9 protein-coding genes are annotated in these 18,573 nt (G+C 51.3%); 5 read left to right on the top strand and 4 right to left on the bottom strand.

Going from position 1 to position 18,573, the window contains the following annotated elements; all coding sequences use genetic code 11:
- Positions 1-302: 302 nt before the first annotated feature.
- From J7619_RS01435 to J7619_RS01425, 3 genes are all read left to right on the top strand, one after another.
- Entirely contained in the window at positions 303-2,846 is a 2,544-nt protein-coding gene (locus J7619_RS01435; RefSeq protein WP_291193179.1) for a YbcC family protein, read from the top strand.
- Positions 2,847-2,849: 3 nt separating this feature from the next.
- Entirely contained in the window at positions 2,850-4,712 is a 1,863-nt protein-coding gene (locus J7619_RS01430; protein ID WP_291193178.1) for a proton-conducting transporter membrane subunit, read from the top strand.
- A 328-nt stretch (positions 4,713-5,040) separates the two neighbouring features.
- Positions 5,041-6,282, top strand: coding sequence for a PQQ-binding-like beta-propeller repeat protein (locus tag J7619_RS01425; RefSeq protein WP_291193176.1), 1,242 nt, complete (start codon positions 5,041-5,043; stop codon positions 6,280-6,282).
- Positions 6,283-6,378: 96 nt separating this feature from the next.
- On the opposite strand, the gene J7619_RS01420 is transcribed toward J7619_RS01425, so the two are convergent.
- The 3 genes from J7619_RS01420 to J7619_RS01410 all read right to left on the bottom strand — a co-directional run bounded on the left by J7619_RS01420 (position 6,379) and on the right by J7619_RS01410 (position 12,361).
- Positions 6,379-7,896 (bottom strand): SusD/RagB family nutrient-binding outer membrane lipoprotein, encoded by a 1,518-nt coding sequence (locus J7619_RS01420; protein WP_291193174.1) that lies wholly within the window; start codon positions 7,894-7,896, stop codon positions 6,379-6,381.
- Positions 7,897-7,918: 22 nt separating this feature from the next.
- Positions 7,919-11,083 carry a SusC/RagA family TonB-linked outer membrane protein gene (locus J7619_RS01415; protein WP_291193172.1) on the bottom strand — a complete coding sequence of 1,055 codons (3,165 nt, stop codon included), beginning with the start codon at positions 11,081-11,083 and terminating at the stop codon, positions 7,919-7,921.
- 201 nt (positions 11,084-11,284) lie between these two features.
- Positions 11,285-12,361: a dihydrodipicolinate synthase family protein gene (locus tag J7619_RS01410; RefSeq protein WP_291193170.1), complete on the bottom strand. Its 1,077-nt coding sequence runs from the start codon at positions 12,359-12,361 to the stop codon at positions 11,285-11,287.
- 290 nt (positions 12,362-12,651) lie between these two features.
- Here J7619_RS01410 and J7619_RS01405 point away from each other — a divergent pair, with 290 nt between their 5' ends.
- Both J7619_RS01405 and J7619_RS01400 read left to right on the top strand, forming a co-directional pair.
- A complete protein-coding gene (locus J7619_RS01405; protein ID WP_291193168.1) occupies positions 12,652-15,837 on the top strand; it encodes a SusC/RagA family TonB-linked outer membrane protein in 3,186 nt (1,061 codons plus the stop codon).
- Between the two features lie 25 nt (positions 15,838-15,862).
- The gene (locus tag J7619_RS01400) at positions 15,863-17,425 is read left to right on the top strand and encodes a SusD/RagB family nutrient-binding outer membrane lipoprotein (RefSeq protein ID WP_291193165.1); all 1,563 of its coding nucleotides are present in this window, start codon (positions 15,863-15,865) and stop codon (positions 17,423-17,425) included.
- A gap of 136 nt (positions 17,426-17,561) precedes the next feature.
- Here J7619_RS01400 and J7619_RS01395 read toward each other — a convergent pair whose 3' ends face one another.
- Positions 17,562-18,572, bottom strand: coding sequence for a PorP/SprF family type IX secretion system membrane protein (locus J7619_RS01395; protein WP_291193163.1), 1,011 nt, complete (start codon positions 18,570-18,572; stop codon positions 17,562-17,564).
- Between the last annotated feature and the right edge of the window lies 1 nt (position 18,573).

The raw sequence follows: 18,573 nt of genomic DNA, 5'->3' as shown, positions 1-18,573 counted from the left end.
ACCATAGGTGAGCAATTATTCACTCCAAAGCCGACTGTTCGCTGTAAAAATACCGTGGCATGCACCCTTCGGTTTGTACAAAATGTAGTTGATTTTGTTATAAGGTGGGGGTGGTGGAGATTATACTTGCACGCCAACCCGGCTGACGTCGTGTGGGAGAGAGAAGAGGGACGTTTGTATCTCACCATATGAGTTGTTATATTTGAATATTCTAATATAATGATAGATGTAAAAATTGAATCGCACGCAAGTGGGAGACAACCGCGATCACAGGATGTGCTCAAATAATTGAATTGATCTATATGAGGGCGGGAGGTAGTACGGAGTCCATGCCGTACGGCGAAGATAAATCAGGGCGGAAGGCTTCATTCGATCCTGAAAAAGTGCTGGGGCAATTGAAAGAATTTTTGCCCGCTCAGGCCCCTTTGAAGGATTTTATCCATCATAATACGCTACACGCCTTTCAGGACCTGCCTTTTGAACAGGCTGTAACAGAGGCCTCCCGGATATTCGGTTACCGTACGTATCTGCATTTGCAGGAGTACCGGGCGCTTTACCAACAGGGACGTATTACGCACGCGATCCTGGAAAGGGCTATTTTGGAAAGGGCAGGAGAGCAGCCCTTGGCAGATTGGCTGGAAAAACTCCTTGACAAGCCATATCACGTTTACAATCATCCCCGGATAGGAGCATTGCGTGTTTACTGGAAGAAGAACTACCAGCTAAACCTGGACGCGCATGTGCATCCCACGCTATTCCGCATTTTGTCGGCATACCTGGATCAGGGCGTCGCAAGTAGTAGCTTCCCGGCTTCGCAGGAGGGATTGCTGGCGTCACTGCGCGCGATGGAACGCGGTAGCCTAACGAGCTTTTTTAAGACGCAAAGAGCACGCAGACTGCTGCTGGATACGTCCTGTGGATTGGAAGGCCTGCTCGAATTGGTTGTGGGTGACCCGTCACTTTTTGAACACTATCTTTTTGACCAGCAATTTGCACACCCTGGCTGGTCTGGAATGGTGGCCCATATCGAAGCGCATCCTCAAAGCCTGACGGTACTGAGAAGTATATCGCTGCAAGAACTGATTATTTTTGAATTACTGCTGGAAATAGACGCGCTGGATTTCAGGCTTGGCGAGGACTGGAAGCCGTTGGGCGCGGAAATCAAGACAAAACCGGAATATCTGTTTGCCGACCTGCAAGGGAGAGAAATTGACCTGGTGCTTGCTATTTGGCAAACGGCATTCGAATGGAGCTATTACGATCAGGTTCTTTCAGGAATCAGCGGGCAAAATCCGAAGGTCGAAAAACAGGGGCAGAGCTCGGCTCAGTATGTATTTTGCCTGGATGACCGGAGCGGCTCGCTCAGGCGTTACATCGAGCAGCTGGACCCTTTATGTGAAACATTTGGTACGCCGGGCTTTTTTGGCGTCGAATTTTTCTTTGAGCCTTCCCCTCAAAGCCCATACCAGAAACAATGCCCGGCGCTTGTGGATCCCGGGTATTTGATCAAGGCTACCGGCGAGGCTACCAGGACTACCGCCGGTGTTTACTTTCCCGGACGGGCCGATTCGCTGTTGCGAGGATGGCTCATTTCCCAAACCATCGGCTTCTGGGCGGCATTCAGGCTGTTTTTGAATATTGTCATTCCTTCCTTTGGGCTGGTCAGCACTTCCCTGTTTGGTAGAAAGCAGAGGGATTCGCGGCTCACTGTCGAATACGACCCGTCGTATCCTACCGAAGGCGGCTTGCAGGTAGGCTTTAAGCCGGCGGAAATGGCGGAGCGTGTGGAGAATCTTTTAAGGGGCATCGATTTGACCGACGGGTTTGCACCAATCGTCTACATCGTCGGACATGGTGCCAGCAGCGTTAATAACCCGCATTATGCCGCATATGACTGCGGAGCGTGTTCGGGTAGGCCTGGCGGGATTAATGCGCGTGTATTCGCACGCATGGCCAACCACCCGCAGGTCAGGCAGCTGCTGCGTGCCAAAGGGATCGATATCCCGGATGGAACATGGTTTGTCGGTGCCCAGCACGACACAACGCGCGACGATATGTCCTTTTTTGACACGGGGCTTCTTCCTGCCGCGTTTTTGAAAAAGCACCGGAAGCAAAAAGAAACCATCAGGGAGGCCCTGGACCGGAACGCAAAGGAAAGGTCCAGAAGGTTCGAACTGATTGACACCGGATTGGATATCCGTAAAGTACATCAGCTCGTCAGGGCGCGCTCGGTATCCCTGTTTGAACCAAGGCCGGAACTCAACCATGCCACCAATGCGGTCTGCATTGTTGGTAGCCGGCAGCTATCCAAAAACCTTTTCCTGGACCGACGTTCTTTTCTGAATTCCTATAATCCGGCCCATGATCCGAAAGGGGTGCTTTTAGGTGAAGTTATGAAAGCAGCAGTACCCGTTTGCGGAGGTATTAACCTGGAATATTACTTTTCCCGGATGGACAATGACCGGCTCGGTGCAGGCAGCAAGCTCCCGCATAATATTGTGGGATTGTTTGCAGTGGCCAACGGCATTGAAGGCGATCTGAGGACGGGACTTCCCAGTCAGATGGTCGAACTGCATGACCCCGTTCGCTTATTGATGATCGTAGAGCAGAGCCCCGAGGTGGTCATGAAAGTCATCGATCAGACGCCGCAACTGCAACAATGGCTTTTCAACGGGTGGGTTCATCTGGTAGCTGTCCATCCGCAGACGCGCGCACTGGCCAGGCTGACAGGGCGCCGCTTCACCGACTACCTCCCTTTGGGTGGGCCGCCGGACCGTATCGGCGACATGGACCGTTTGCTGGAATCCAGACATGAAAATATCCCCGTTCATTTGCTCCCGTCTTAATCTATGGCCGGTACACTCATATTGTTTATTCTGCTTCCTTTCCTCGGTTTCGCCGTCAGTCTGGTCATTCCCCACAACCGCGAGCGCCTGATATCGCTAGTGGCGCTGGGCACGATTGGTGTGCATTTACTGGCTGCTGCGCTATTGACTACGGCGTGGCTTGGAGCCGGCGCGGCTACTTTGCATCAATCTGGTACAACACTTTCCACACAAGGTCTTGATGGTTTGGGACTCTGTCTTATTTTTGACAAAATCACCGCGGTCTATTTGTTGACGGGCGCGCTGTTGACTATCCTCATTGTTAAATACAGCAGGTATTACCTGCACAGGGAGCCGGGGTACAAAAGGTTTTTTCGCACAGTGCTGCTTTTTTTCCTGGGTTATAACATCATTATTTTTTCAGGAAACTATGAAGTTCTTTTCATAGGCTGGGAAGTCCTGGGCATTTCTTCATTTTTGCTGATAGCCTTCTACCGCAATCGGCTGTTGCCGGTAAGGAACGCCCTGAAAGTGTTTTCAATTTACCGGTTGGCGGATGTAGGGATCCTGCTGGCGATGTGGATGAGCCATCACCTGTGGCATGGAGCGGTCCCATTCGACCGGATTACCAGCCTGCCCCAGACGCAACTGCCAACCCCGGAGCCGGTCGTGGTGTTTATTTCAATGATGATCCTGCTTGCTGCTGCGGCCAAGTCGGCCCAGTTGCCGTTTTCGTTCTGGCTGCCAAGAGCGATGGAGGGGCCGACACCTTCGACGGCAATCTTCTACGGCTCCCTATCGGTCCATATCGGGGTCTTTTTGTTGATGAGGACCTGGCCTTTCTGGCAGGGCCAGTTGCTGGTCCGTATCCTGATCGGGGCGACCGGCCTTTTGACCAGCCTGGTAACGACGTTGATCGCGCGTGTACAGCCGACCGTAAAGGGACAGATCGCCTATGCATCTGTCTCCCAGATAGGACTCATTTTCGTGGAGGTGGCGGCCGGTTTTGAAAATGCAGCCCTGATACATTTTATGGGGAATGCGTTTTTGAGGACCTATCAACTCCTGGTGTCCCCGTCGGTTGTGAGCTTTCTTGTTGCCAACCAGCCGGGGCCCAATTTTACCAGGCGGCCGGCATTTGCCACTCAACTGCCCACACGGTTCGGTATGACGTTGTATATGCTTGCCATACAGGAGTTCAACCTGGACGCCTTATTGAACAAATGCCTGTGGGTGCCGTTGAAGTCAATCGGCAGATCTCTCGGTTTTTTTAGTGCCCGTCTGTTGGCTCTGTTCTTTATACCGGTGTACCTGGGCGGTGTATATCTGGCGCACCATCAGCAGCTGGTTCACATCCGGGTGCGCCCTGTCCTTGCTCTGGCTTTTGCCATTGTTGCCCTGGGGATGACTGCGCGTGCATTTGCCAAGCAGCGGGATATTAAACTGGGTTGGGTGCTGCTGGTCATGGCCCATTTCTGGATAGCGCTTTCGGCATCATTCAACGAAAACTTTTCTTTTGCCCAGGTCTACCTTTATCTCAGCGGGGTTGTTCTCTCGGGGGGGATCGGGTTGCTATGTCTGAACCAGCTCGGTAAAACCCGGAGGCATATTGGTTTAAGCAGATTTCACGGCTACATCGAAACACATCCCGGAACGGCAGCCATCTTTTTTCTTTCCTGCCTGGGGCTCGCCGGATTCCCCATCACGCCAACTTTTATCGGGGAGGACCTGATGTTTTCGCATATACACCAGGATCAGCCGGTGCTGGCATTTCTTGTCTCGGCAGAATTTGTGCTAAGCGGCCTCGCATTAGTCAGAATTTACGCCAGGCTATTTCTGGGGCCGGACACGGGAGGGCAAAATGAACTTACTTACGGTTCGTCCTGACACGCTCGTCGGTTAGCGAACAGCCTCATTGGCGTCGCGCCTTTTTCCAGGAGAAAACAATTGGAGAATCGAACATAGTACTGTACCGTGTTTCGGTATCGGGTCTTAATGCTGGTTCAATATAGACGAACGTTTCGTAATAGTATTTAATAAACCGTCCTTTATAACGACTTCGCAAGGCTCTCCCTTGTACATGCAATAATGCGGCCCTTCGTGTTCATCCATGCAACCCTCCGGCCCTTTACGCTGGTCTTAGTGCATGATTGTTGTCCGCTTTTTCATCTACGCGGCATTTTCGTGAAATCCCAAACCTCATAGCGTTTTGATTATGAAATTATTTTCGAAGACATTTATTGGATTCGCATTTTTTGCGGTGTGGTCTTTATCCGCTTGTAAACATCAGTCCGAAGAGGAACCTGCTCCGGGGAAGGCGCTCGTTATCCTCAGCCCGGAAACTTCCGGCAAGCGTTACGCGCTTGATGGAGAAACAGGTCGTATCAAATGGGTGCTTGACCGGAGCAGTATTTTGGGCGGGTGGATCAATGATTTAAGTGCTCCCAGCGGTAAATTGATTCTTGCGAATCGCAGTTTGTATTTGCATGCACCATTTAACAACCCGCTAACTGCCCTCGGGGATACCGTTGAATTGTTCAAGTCCGGAAATGCCCAACCCAATTTGCTGGCACTGGATGCCGCTTCGGGGAATACAAAGGCAAAATTTAGTACGTTATCAAAGCCAGGGTATTCCCTGGGGTGTTGCTCCATCTGGCAACAGGCAGATCTGATCGGGATATATCAAAACCTGGCGGTGCTGGCCCAATATAAATCGGAGACCGAAATCCCGTACATCAATGCGGTTTATGCATTCGACATGTCGCAAAACAAAGTTATTTGGGAACTTGGGGCCGATGCAAATTCAAACAGCGTCCGGGTAGATGAGGGAAAGGTGTACATCAGCAACGCGCCGAAAAATAGAACAGATGTCCTGGATATTAAAACCGGCGCGCTCATCGCGACGATAAATAGTTTCGCTTTTGCTCCGGCAGGCCAGGGAATGGTGCTGGTGCCGAAAGAGCATAAACTTTCACTTGTTAACGAGCGAACCAATAGTATAGAATGGACATTTACAGCATCCGAACCTGTGGATGTTTCCCGCGTTGCCCAGTCAAAGGACTTAATATTTGTGACAGCTTCAATGGGGAGGTTGTATGCCGTGGATAGAAAAACCGGTATCAGGAAATGGGAGTTTAAAGCGGATAATGAGAACTATCATTTTACCGGACTGACAGTGACGGACAGTGGCATTTATTTCAGTCGTCGTAATGGAAATATATATGCACTGGATAAAAATACCGGCGAGCTTTCCTGGAAAGCCATGACAGGGGACGGTATTTGGCAATATCCCCGAAACGTACAGGTGAAAAATAATTTTTTGTATGTTTTGGTGAGTGAAAAAACGCTCCTGGCCTTTGATAAAAAATCCGGCGAAAAGCGATGGGAATTTATTTCTCCTGACCTGAGCTATCCTATTCTGCATGTGTTTGACGAAAATGACCTGGATTTTCAATAGGTGTGTGATGTAATTACCGGCAATAAAAAATGTCCCCGGAAAGCAGCCAGCTTCCGGGGACATTTTTTACTTGATTACTCAATAAGCAGCCTGCAACTATTTAAGCAGCCACATCTTCTGGTTGTAGTCGTCGTTGCCGCCATATTGCGATTGAATCGCCTTAGTCAGATTATCGTAATTGTAGTTGATTTCCGTATCCGGGTACATCCATCTAACGGGTATTTTGTCCTTGTCTGTATTGTTATTGGACAGTGGATTAACCGGGAAGACCGGATAGCCGGTGCGGCGGTTTTCGAAATAACCGTCAAATCCGGCTTGAAGGAAGGTTCCCAGATATCTTTGGGTAATGATTTTTTCAAGCTGCTGCTCGTTGGTACCCGATAACTTTACCTTCGGCGAGGCCAGATAGGCGGTGATATAATCAGCCGTGATTTTGCGATTATGGTGGAAATCGGCGTTATCGGGCGTATTGTTTGCTACAAACTGCATGCCCGTGCGGATCGCATTTTCGTAATAGCTACTCGCCGGTGCTCCGCTGATCCATCCTCTCAACGACGCCTCTGCCAGCATAAATTGCAGAACCGAATAGCTGATCAGATAAATCGGTTCCGAGTTGGCCAGTTCGGAATAGCGGGCATTCAAATTGGAATAATCTTTTGAAGACGCTACGGCGGTCAGGTCCGAATACACGGCCGATGGGTTGACGGCCCGATAGGCGTCGTAACTCGAGGGGTTGATGCCGGCCGCCACCTTAACGGGCGAAGGAGCGGCATAATAAAACAGGCGGTAATCTTCCAGGTCTTTTAATTTATCAACAATCATCGTCGACATCACCGGGTAGATAAGCCCCTGGTTATTCAATTTGTACCACGGGTAGCGCTGGCCTGCCACATCGGAGTACACTCTTTGAAAGTTATCGGCCGAGCTCTCAAAGATAGGCTTCGTGGTTGCGATCGTATTGAAGCGCGATTTGATGTTCAGGTCCGGATCGCTTTCTTTGGCCGAAAGCGTCAGAAGGACCTTCAACGCAAAAGTATTTACCACTTTTCGCCACTTCGTAACATCGCCGTTATAAATGGGATCTCCCGCGAATTTTGTTCCCTGAGAGAAGGCCTGATCGGCTTCCTCGAGTTCTTTCAGGATGCCGAGAAACACTTCTTTTTGCGTGGAATAGGCTGGTCTGATGGTGCCCGTTTCCCCGTTCAATGCGTCGGCATAAGGAATGTCTCCCAGCCGCATGGTCAATTCAAAAAACCGCCATGCGCGGACAAACTTCCCAAGCCCGGTAAAAGAGTTTTTCAATGCTCCTTCCGGTGCGAGGGCAATCATTTTCTCTACGTTGGTGAGCGCCACAAATCCGCTGTATTCCTGTTTTCCCAGATTGTTGTATTGCAATGAATTGGGGAATTCGGTGTGGTTAATCGCCTTGGAAAGCAATGCGGGGTCCAGGTAGCTGACCGACGTGATATTCAGGATCAGGTTGGTGGCCAGCATTTCCGGCGACACAGACGTGGCGGCGTTGGGATTGGTGTTAATCTCCTGGAAGTCGGAGCAACTGTTCAGGGTAAACAAGCCGCCCACTAAGAGCATATATGGGATAATGAATTTCTTCATAATACGGGTCATTTGGTGTTGATCAGAAAGTAAGTTGGATGTTACCACCTACGTAGCGTACGGACGGAGAGGTGAGCTGCGTGTCGTTCGCTTTGTCAGGATCCGCAAAGCGGAAATCTTTGGTCCACATCCACACGTTTTGTCCTGTAAATGAGATGGAAGCTGATTTCGCGCCGACATACCTGGCGAAAGAAGGCGGAAGGGAGTAGCCGATAGAAAGCTCGCGCAGCTTGAAGAAGGTAGCGTTAGTCACACCACGTGTCCCGTCGCCGTATCGGCGCGCGTAGGTTTCATAGGAGACCTTCGTCGTGTTAGGGGCGTATTCCCGGGTATCGCTGGTGATGTTACCCATATTGTCAAACACAACGGAGCCGGAAGTTACCACCACGCCTTGTCCTACATACGATTTGTTTTTGTTCACCACCTCGTCGTAACGCCATTCGTTATCAGAATCGGGATGCGCACCGGTATCCCACATTTTGTAAGAGGTGTAGTTATTCAGGAATCCGCCGATCCGGCCGTCAAATGCGGCAGTAAGCGTAAACCGCTTGTAACGGACGGTGTTTGAAAGTCCCCAAATGAATTTTGGATCCGTATAACCATACAAACTGGCATAGGTGCTGGCCTGCGTAAGACCGTTAGCCTGGTGGATCAGATTGCCTTGCGGATCTCTCAGCCAGGTAGCCCCGGTGTAGGTGTCGGTACGTCCGCCAGCCTTCGTCCAGTTGTTTTTGGCAGAATATTGCGGGTCCAGTGCTTTAAAGTAGCGGTGATTATAAGACCAGTTGGCGGTCGCATCCCATTGCCAGTCGCCTTTTTTCAAAATGTTCGCATCGAGCGAAACCTCCATACCCTTGCGGACGTAAGTCTGATCGATGTTGATCAGCGTGTTGTTGAACCCGGAAGCCTGCGAGATGGCAGCAGTGGTTTGAATGTTGTAATTATACTTGTTGAAGTAAGCCACGTCCAGCTTGAAGCGTTTCTTCAGGAAATACGCCGCCGTTCCGATTTCCCAGGTACGGTTGGTTTCCGCTACGACGTTTGAGGCATTGATGATCGTGCCGGGATAAGACGCCGTATTCAAGCCGTTCCACACACCCGTGGAGGTAGAATAGGTGTTGTTGGTCGCATACACACTCAGATCCGACTTGGCGAGGGTCCAGGAGCCGCGTACTTTCCAGAAGTCAAGCCAGTCGGGCAAGGACTGAAAAAATTCACTGACCACGACGCTGGCACCCACCGAAGGATAAAAATAGCTGTTGGTTTTGGCAGGCATGGATGAACTCCAGTCGTTACGGCCGGTTACGTCCAAAAAGAAAGTGTTATTATAAGCCAGGCTAATTTTGCCCAACAAACTGTTTACCTGTTTGCGGAAACGGGGGTTAGAGGCAGCCGTGTTAGGGTCTACAACACTCACATCGGGTCTTTCGACGGAATTGTTCAGCGAATAATAGCCTGGAATAAGCAATCCGCTTCGGGTTGCGCTGTAAAGGTAGTTATTGTCATATTTAAAGATCGTACCACCGGCTAAGGCATCAATCCCCAGTTTGCCAAACGTTTTGTTGTAGGTAAAGAAGGCGTCGCCGTTAAAGCTGTAACCGTTCCTTTTGGCAATCGAATACAATCCCGACGCATCCCAGCCACGGGTAGAAAGGATGCCCGGCGGGTTTCTTTTGGTTTCATTGTTTTGGTAGAGGTCGAATCCCGGACGGACCAGTATTTTCGCTCCTTCGAACAGATCCAGCGTAGCCGTGAAACTTGCGTTCATTTTGTTCTCTTCAATTCCGTTCAGCTTTTCGTATGCCATCATGTATGGGTTGTCATACCAGGCATTGTAATGCCAGTTCTGCTTTACATTCGGTGTCAGCCAGTAGTTGTTTTTATACAAGCTAAGGTCGTACTCGGGCCCCATCCAGATCAGAATGTTGTAAATGTAGCCCTGTGCGTCGTATCCGGAACCCGCAATCTGAGGCGCCGTGATACGATTGTAACCCACCTGGCTGTTCAACCTGAACTTCTCACCGACCTTCATCTCGCCGCTCACGTTAAAGCTCGTGGTATTGGATTTGAGGTTGGGATACTGGCCCTTATTGTAAATATGGCTCATCGAAACACGGAAACTGCCGTTTTCGCCGGTTTGTGTAATGCTGACGTTGTTGTTCGAAATCAAGCCGGGTACCAAAAAGTCGCGGAAATTGTTTTTCCCTACCGACCGCAGCTCCGAAACTTCCATTTGCTTGGTAACAGGGTTCCATTGGTTGGCCATGGTGCCGTTATCCAGCTTGGCTCCCCAGATATAGTCCGTTGGGCTATATGCACTACCCAATCCGGCGCTATATGAATGCTGGACCTTAGGCAGCATCAAAAAGCCTGCATTGAACATGTTGTTGCTGTTCACCGTGACGGATAGGCCTTTCCCGGCACCGCCGCGTTTGGTGGTAACGATGACCGCGCCGCTGCCACCTCTTGAACCGTACAAAGCAGCCGCTGTCGGACCTTTCAGGACATCAATACTTTCGATATCATCCTGGTTGAGGTTTTTCAATGAGATATTCACGTACGGTACGCCGTCGATCACCAGCAAGGGCGTTTCGCCGCGAAGGTCGAGCGTGGGGGCTTCGTTAAATTCAGTACTGTTTTTAACCCAAAGCCCGGAGATCTTTCCTGTTAAAGAGGTCGCCAGGTTGGTACCCTTCACAGTTTGAATAGCAGCCCCGCTGACCTTTTGGACCGAGTACCCGAGTGATTTCTCTTCACGCTTTACACCCAACGCAGTAACGACTACTTCGCTCAGCAGCTTGACATCCTGCGACAGTACAAAATCGATCGAGCTCTGATTGCCTACGGTGACTTCTTTGGGGACAAAGCCGATAAAAGACACGGAAAGAACCGCGTTTTCGCCCTGAACGGTCAGGCTGTATTTTCCATCCTGATCGGTGATTGTCCCGTTTGTCGTGCCTTTTTCGACGATACTAACGCCTGCCAGAGCATTTCCGGCCTGGTCTTTGATCATTCCCTTTACAGGTTTGTCAATGGGGGAGAGTACCCGGTTAGCGGAGCCGCCTGACGAAGGGTAGGGAACGGACGTACCGCCATATCCCGTGGTGGCCGCAACCACAGATGCCGCGCATAAAAGGCGGCGCAGCCAGCCAATGCGGCTGGGCGAGAGGGTAAATGTGTTTCGCATTTGGTTGAAGGGAAAAGTTAAATTCAAATTAGAGAGGTTTGAGCTATGCAATTTACTGTTCATTGTCATTTTAGTACTACAATGCCGTTGCTAAAATCATAATTTATTGCATCGTGTTATTACCGCCCCGGCGGGTTGCTATTCTTATTGTTTGGGAACCAGTGGTATACATGACGGTTGCATATATACGCCTTTCGGCTTCTAACCTTTTGCCGCCTGTATACCCAGTCGCTCGCACCAGCCTGCGAACGTGCTGTGCGCGGTGTCCAGCACTTGTTGTTGCTCGGGTGTGATCACTTTGCTATTCGCCCTGCATGTGAGCGCAATGGGCAGGCCCCGTTTTTTAAGGAAATACTTTGAGCTCAGCGGATAGGATTTGGAGATCAGCGGCTCCATCTTGCTAATCTCCGCCTGTATCCAGTTTGCATCTGTGGATTTGGCCGGATTACCGGCATTTTGGCACAGCCATGTATGTATTTCGGGGTAGAAATTTCCGGAAATAGGCGACATCCCTTTCCCTCCCTTTTGCAGCGATTGCAGGGCAGTTGCGGAATGCGCGTTGTACAGTTCCATCCGGGTGCCTTTCGCCACGGCCAGTTTTTGCCCGATTTTCCCGATATCTTCGGTCGTATCCTTGTGGTAGATCATGTTTTTGTTGGAAACCAGGAACCTGAATACCTCGGGGGAAAGGATGCGTTTATACGGTGACGGACATTCGTAGGTACCTAATTTCATATTTCCGGTAAGTGCAAAAAACTGCTCGAAATTCTGCATCAGCACCGCGTCGCTCTCATTTTGCCGGGCAAAATGGCTGGATATCAGGATGACGCCGTCCACGCCGGTGTCTTCGATCTTTCTGGCAAACAGGGCTTTGTCCGCAAGGGAATCGCCAAAGGAGCCAGTTGAGACGACCGGCACCTTCCCATTGACATGCTTCACCACATGTCTGGTGAGGTCAATGCGTTCCTGGTCGTTCAGGAAATACATTTCACTGCTCAGGCAATTGGCAAAGAACCCCTTTGCACCCGCTTCGAGGTAAAAGTCGATGATGCGGGAAACGTTGTCGTAGTCGATTTGGAGGTTGCCGTCGAACGGGGTAATCATCACCGGGACAAATTTTTTCTCGTCCGCCGCAGAAGCCTGGGGAGGCGCTGCGGCCGCTGTATAGCCATGTGCCGGGGCGGATGGCATGATCCCGCTGCCAGCCATGATTCCAAACGTCGCGGGCGCCATTTTTTTCAGGAAATCCCTTCTGCTCACTTTAATCTCGGTTTTCATTGGGTGTTAAGGGTTAAGGTGGATTTGTGACGTAAAGAGTACTTGAAAATATCACAATGGGTCACCTTTTCGTCCAAATATTTTTTCTGGCTGTTCCTTTCAGAGCAGGACTTTTCCGCGTGAATCTATTTCCAGATGTCGCTCCGAAATTATTTTGGAATTTATTTCTAAAAAATTGTATTCGTCGGAGGCCTGATTGTAATGGGAAACCGTACATGTAGTTGTATCCACCTATGACTTAGTTGCTAAGCTTCTTGTGGATCCCTTCAAAACTTAACCCAATTAAGTCCATGGAACAAAAAGTTTTACCGGAACATGGTACACGCTTTGCAAGTTGTTGTAAGCGGTGTTGCCTGTTAGCCGCCCTCGTAGGCCTGTCGATCTCCGCCCGGGCGGCCGGGCCATTCAAATCCGTAAGGGTCAATATTGTGAGCAACGGGAGTATCGGCAGGCCGGTCCTGCTTCAAACCGTGAAAGGGAAAGTCACCGACGAGAAGGGCGACGGGCTGCCGGGTGTGAACATTTTGGTGAAAGGAACGCAGCAGGGCACCAGTAGCGATGCGGGTGGAAATTTTACCATCGAAGCGCCAGGACCCGATGCTGTTCTGGTGTTTTCATTTGTGGGGTACCAGCCTCAGGAAATCACCGTCGGCAGCAGTTCGATACTGGAAGTAAAGCTACTCACCGATACCAAGTCGCTGGATGAGGTGGTGGTAACGGCCCTGGGGATCAAGAAGGAAGTCAAGGCGGTGGGGTATTCGGTGACCAGGGTGGAGGGGAACGCATTTACAAAGACGAGGGAAACCAACATTGGCAACTCGCTGGCCGGCAAAGTGGCCGGGGTAAATGTTTCGGCGGCGGCGACAGGACCGGCGGGATCAAGCCGGATCACGATCCGGGGCAATACCTCGCTGACAGGCGACAATGCGCCCCTTTTTATCATCAACGGCATTCCGATGAACAATACCAAGTTTGGCAAGACCCAGGGCGATAATCCCGACTGGGGTGATAACATATCCAGTATCAACCCCGACGACGTGGAAGATATGACAGTCCTCAAAGGAGCGGCTGCCGCAGCATTGTATGGGTCGAGGGCCAAAAACGGCGCGATCATCATCACCACCAAATCGGGGAAGGGTAACAAAGGTATCGGCATCGAATTCAACTCCAATAATACCGTGGAAGTGCCGTACTTTATTTGGGACCTGCAAAAGGAATATGGCCAGGGCTATAACGGGGTGAAACCATCCGGCGTCGGCGTGGCGGCGGCGCACGGGCAAAATCACTGGGGTGCACCTTACGACGGATCGATGGTGGTGCAGCTGGATGGCGTGGAAAGACCCTATTCGTATGTCAAGGACCAGGTTTTGAAGGATTTTTATGGCAATGGGTATACTTCTTCCAATAACATAGCTTTTACCGGGGGCGGGGATAAGGGGAATTTCAGGCTCGCCGTAACAGACATGCGTAACAAAGGCATTATTCCGAATGCGAAAATGCGCCGGGATAATGTCAGCCTGAGCATTAATCAGAATGCGACCAAAAACATCGCGATCAGTGCCAATGTCGATTACATCAACGAAAAGGTAGATAACCGTTACGTGCTGGAAACGAACAATGCCAACAGCGCGGGCACCATCTTGTTCGTAAACAGCAACATGCCCACCAGCGCGCTGGCACCCGGGTACGACCCCGTTACATTCAAGGAGAAAGTGCTGGGCACCGATTTGGGTGCTACCAATCCTTATTATGCGCTGAATCAGATCAAAAACAATACGCAGAAGGACCGGTTCATCGCGGCGATCAATGCGCGATGGAACATTACCGACTGGCTGTTTGTGCAGGGGAAGGTTGGGCAGGATATGTTTTCCTATCAAATCAACAAAATTGTACCCGAAGGCACCGGTTACCGTCCCAACGGGCAGATCGATCAGATCACGACCAATTTTTACGAGCGGAATTTCGAGGGAATGATCGGGCTTAATAAGGCGCTGAACAAAGATTTCAATTTGGTGGTCAATGCGGGTGGTAACCTCATGGCGCAGCACAGCAATGGCACCAATATCAGCGGTTCAGGCATCATTACGCCCCGTTTGGAAGTCATTAACAATACTTCGGTCCGGAACACGACCACGAGTATTTTGGATAATAAAATCAACTCTTTGTTCGGTACCGCCGAGCTGGCCTACAAAAACTACCTGTTCCTGAACGTGACCGGCAGGAACGACTGGTTCTCAACCCTGAGCCCTGAGTCGAACAACTACTTTTATCCATCCGCCAGTCTCAGTTACGTATTTTCAGACGCGTTCAAAATGCCTAAGGCCATTAGTTTTGGCAAATTCAGGGTGTCGTACGCGTCAGTGGGCGGCGCCACGGATCCCTACCAGCTCAATCTGACCTACGGCGTGCTGCCTTACAGCTACGACGGCAAACCGTTGGGTACCATCAACCAGGCGGTGGTCCCGAATAAAAACCTTCGTCCGCTGAGCGTGAATGAATTAGAGGCGGGTTTGGACCTGCGGCTCTTCAATGGTAAACTGGGTTTCGACATTGCGGCCTACAACCGGTCCACCAAAAACGACATTACTACCGAAACCGTCTCGTCGGTTACCGGTTATAATGGTGCGGTGGTGACGGTGGGCGAGCTGCGCAACCGGGGTGTTGAAATGCTGTTTACCGTGCGGCCCGTTACTACGAAGAATTTCAGCTGGGATGTCTCGCTCAATGTGGCTTACAACAAAAGCAAGATCCTGAAAATCTCCAATTCGACGAACGAGTTCCTGCTGGGGACGGCCACGAAGGTTTTCCTGAAACAAGTAGTGGGGAAGGAATATTCGCAGATCGTCGGACGGACGATTAAGCGCGACGCCAATGGCCGGGATGTAATGGATGCCAAAGGCTTGCCCATTGTGCCTACGGACGTGAAGGCATTCGGTTCGGGTATTCAGCGGTACACAACCGGTATCACCAACACATTCAGCTACAAGGCGTTTACGCTGTCGGCCCAGGTGGACGGCAAATTCGGAGGGCTGATTTATTCAAATACCAACTACAACCTGGAACACCGCGGCATGTCGCCCCGCTCATTGCTCGGAAGGGCAAATGGGGTGGTGTTGCCGGGCGTAACCGAGACCGGCGAGGAGAACAAGGTGCTGGTAACGGCTGCCCAGGTCAACAACCGCGATATTATCGTACGCCGCCGCGACGCGCTGGACGATTACCTGTACAATGCCAGTTTTATCAAACTCCGGTACGTATCGCTGACCTACAACCTGCCGCGTGCATTGTATGAAAAGATCGGTTTTGTAAAAGGCGCCAGTGTCTCGCTGGTAGGCAGAAACCTTCAGACCCTGCTGAAACACACGCCGGGGATCGATCCGGAAACGAATTTATCGGCGGGTAACGACCAGGGGATCGAATCGACGCAACTTCCCCCAACGAGAAGCTACGGCTTTAACGTGAATTTGAAATTCTAATCGGAACGGATCAAACCTGTTGAAAATGAAAAAGATATTAAGCGTTCTATTGGCCGGCAGCATGGTACTTCTGTCGGGCTGCGACGGCGACTTCGAACAACTCAATAAGGACCCCAATGCAGCTACCGCAGAGGGGTTTAGCCCGGCCTACCTGTTTACCTCCGCACAGCTGTTTTCGTCTAGGGGTGATGACGGGGCTTCCCTGCATTACACCGAGCCTTTCGTGCAGCATTTCGCGACGTTGAGCGACGCGGGGACATTCGATTTCTTTGGTGACAAATATGTGTATAACAAAGGCGGGAGCGAGAGTTTGTGGAAGAACACATTCAATGCCGTGAACGGGGGTAGCAAACTCTTGGAAGCCGCGATTCAATTATCGAAGGACAAGCCCGAACTGAGCAATCTCCACAATATGGCCAGGATCTGGAAAACGGTTATTTACCACCGCCTGACGGACCTGTACGGAGATGTGCCATATTCCGAAGCCAACCAGGGCTTTTCTGCACAGAACTACAAACCCCAATATGATACCCAAAAGGATATCTACTACAATATGCTCAGCGAGCTGGAAGACGCGACGGCCAAGCTGGACGCGTCGAAGGGGGCCGTCACCGCCGACATTGTTTACGGAGGCGATGTGGGGAAGTGGAAAAAATTCGGGTACTCACTCATGTTGCGCCTGGGCATGCGGTTGCAGAAAGTGGAACCGGCAACCGCCGAAACATGGGTGAAAAAGGCCGTAGCAGGCGGGGTATTCACGTCCGTAGATGACAATATGTATGTCAGGTTCCCGGATAAGACCGGCGCGAACCAATCATTGGTGAACGGGGAAAGCTGGACGTTGTCCGTCTCGGGCGTATCTCCCGGCAAGATCAGCGCGACGATCTTCAACTACATGAAAAGCCGAAACGACCCGCGTCTGAAATACATGGTTGCCGTATATTCGGATCCTTCCAAGGCATCTACCAAAAATACGGACCCTGCCGTACAGAAAGGAATGCCGAATGGCTTCAACCTGGTCACGATCAAAAGTGATCCAAGCTGGGACAACACGAAAGACCAGCATCAGTATTCCGGCATTAACCGCGACGTTTACGCCAAGCTCGACGGCCCGCGGATGTGCCTTACCTATGGGGAGGTTCAGCTGATGCTGGCAGAAGCAACGATCCGGGGATGGATAAGCGGTGATGCCGGGGCATTTTACAAAAGCGGTGTTGCCGGGGCCATGAAAAACCTCGCGAAATACGACGCATCGGCGGTGATCACGGATGCTGAAATCGATGCCTACCTGGCGGCTAATCCTTTTGTGGGCGTTGCGGATAAGGAAAAAGCGTACGAGCAGATCAACACCCAGTATTGGGCAGCCTGTTTCATGAATGGCCTGGAAGCCTACGCGAATGTTCGTCGCTCCGGCTATCCCAGGCTGACAGCCATCAATTATCCAAGCAACGAAACCGACGGTACCTACCCGCGCAGGCTGCGGTACCCGGAGGATGAGCCGGTATTGAATGCGACCAATTACAATGCCGCGGTGGCGCGGCAGGGCACCGACAATTTTAAAACAAGGGTTTGGTGGGACAAACAGTAGTCGTAAAGCGGGAGAATGGATATAAACCCCGAAAAATGCCTGCCGCTATTCCGGCGTTTCGACCATTTCACCGGTCGCGACGCCGGGATAGCCGGTAACATAGATAGAGTTTCCGCCTGTCTGCCGCATTCCGACTCTAGTAGCGGAGGCACCTCCGCGCCCTGCGGTCACTTGTTCTTTTGCCGGCGAAACGGAACAGCGCGTCGACGCCGTACCAGACTGATATTTCAAATGAGCCGGTATCCGGCCCCAGGGATGACACAGGCAGGTCGTAACTCGCCTGGATAAGCATATTGCCATAGGCCCATCCGGCCGTTCCGATCAGCGCGTCGCGCCGGGTACTTCCCCAGATCATCCCGCGGTACCACGCGCCCACCACCAATGGCGAAAAAATCAGGTTGAAGCCGGCATCGAGTTGCCGCGAACTTCCCTGTTTCCTTACCTGCAGTCCCAGGTTCAGGGCGCTTTCCCGGCTCAGGTCGCTGCCGAGATTGTTGCCAAATAAAGCTGGAATACCTATGGGGATTTTGGAACCAAGCTGGATGTTGATCCGCTGATGGTCGATGGCGACAGGGCTATTAATGCCCATATTGTGCCAGGCACCGCTGATCCAGTAAGATGCATAGTCCTCATGCCTGGGCATATATTCGAGAATGCCACCGACCGATAAGCTAAACCGGTTTTGTTGTATAGCACTTCCGGCGAGCGGGTCCGGGCTTCCCAGGAAATCGGAAACATAGGTAAGGTCCGCCCCGTTCCATCGGTTCAAAGCCCACGCGGCCTGGACACCGCCAATCAGCCTGAGTTCCTTTTGGCCATCGAGGTACACCAGTTTCGATAACTGGCCGGAAAGCTGATCGCTTTTCAACGCATGGCCACGCTGGTCGTGAAGTACCTGCACTCCGAGGCCAATTTGCTGGTCCTCCGCATAGGTGTCGAACGAGAACGCGGCAGTTTGAAATGCCGTGCCTACGGTTGCCCACTGATTACGATAGTTGGCGATCAGCCGGGGTGTGCCGGCATCCCCGGCGAGTGCGGGATTGGCGTAAACAGGGTTTGCGTAAAATTGCGAAAATTGCGGCGACTGTGCCCGGACCGAACCACAGAAACAATAGATCACGCTTGAAAGAAGTAGAAATCTTTTCATA

The sequence above is a fragment of the Dyadobacter sp. genome (assembly GCF_017744695.1).
GTDB lineage: Bacteria > Bacteroidota > Bacteroidia > Cytophagales > Spirosomataceae > Dyadobacter.
Note: the sequence above shows the minus strand (reverse complement) of the source record. Positions and strands in the feature narration are given on the sequence as shown.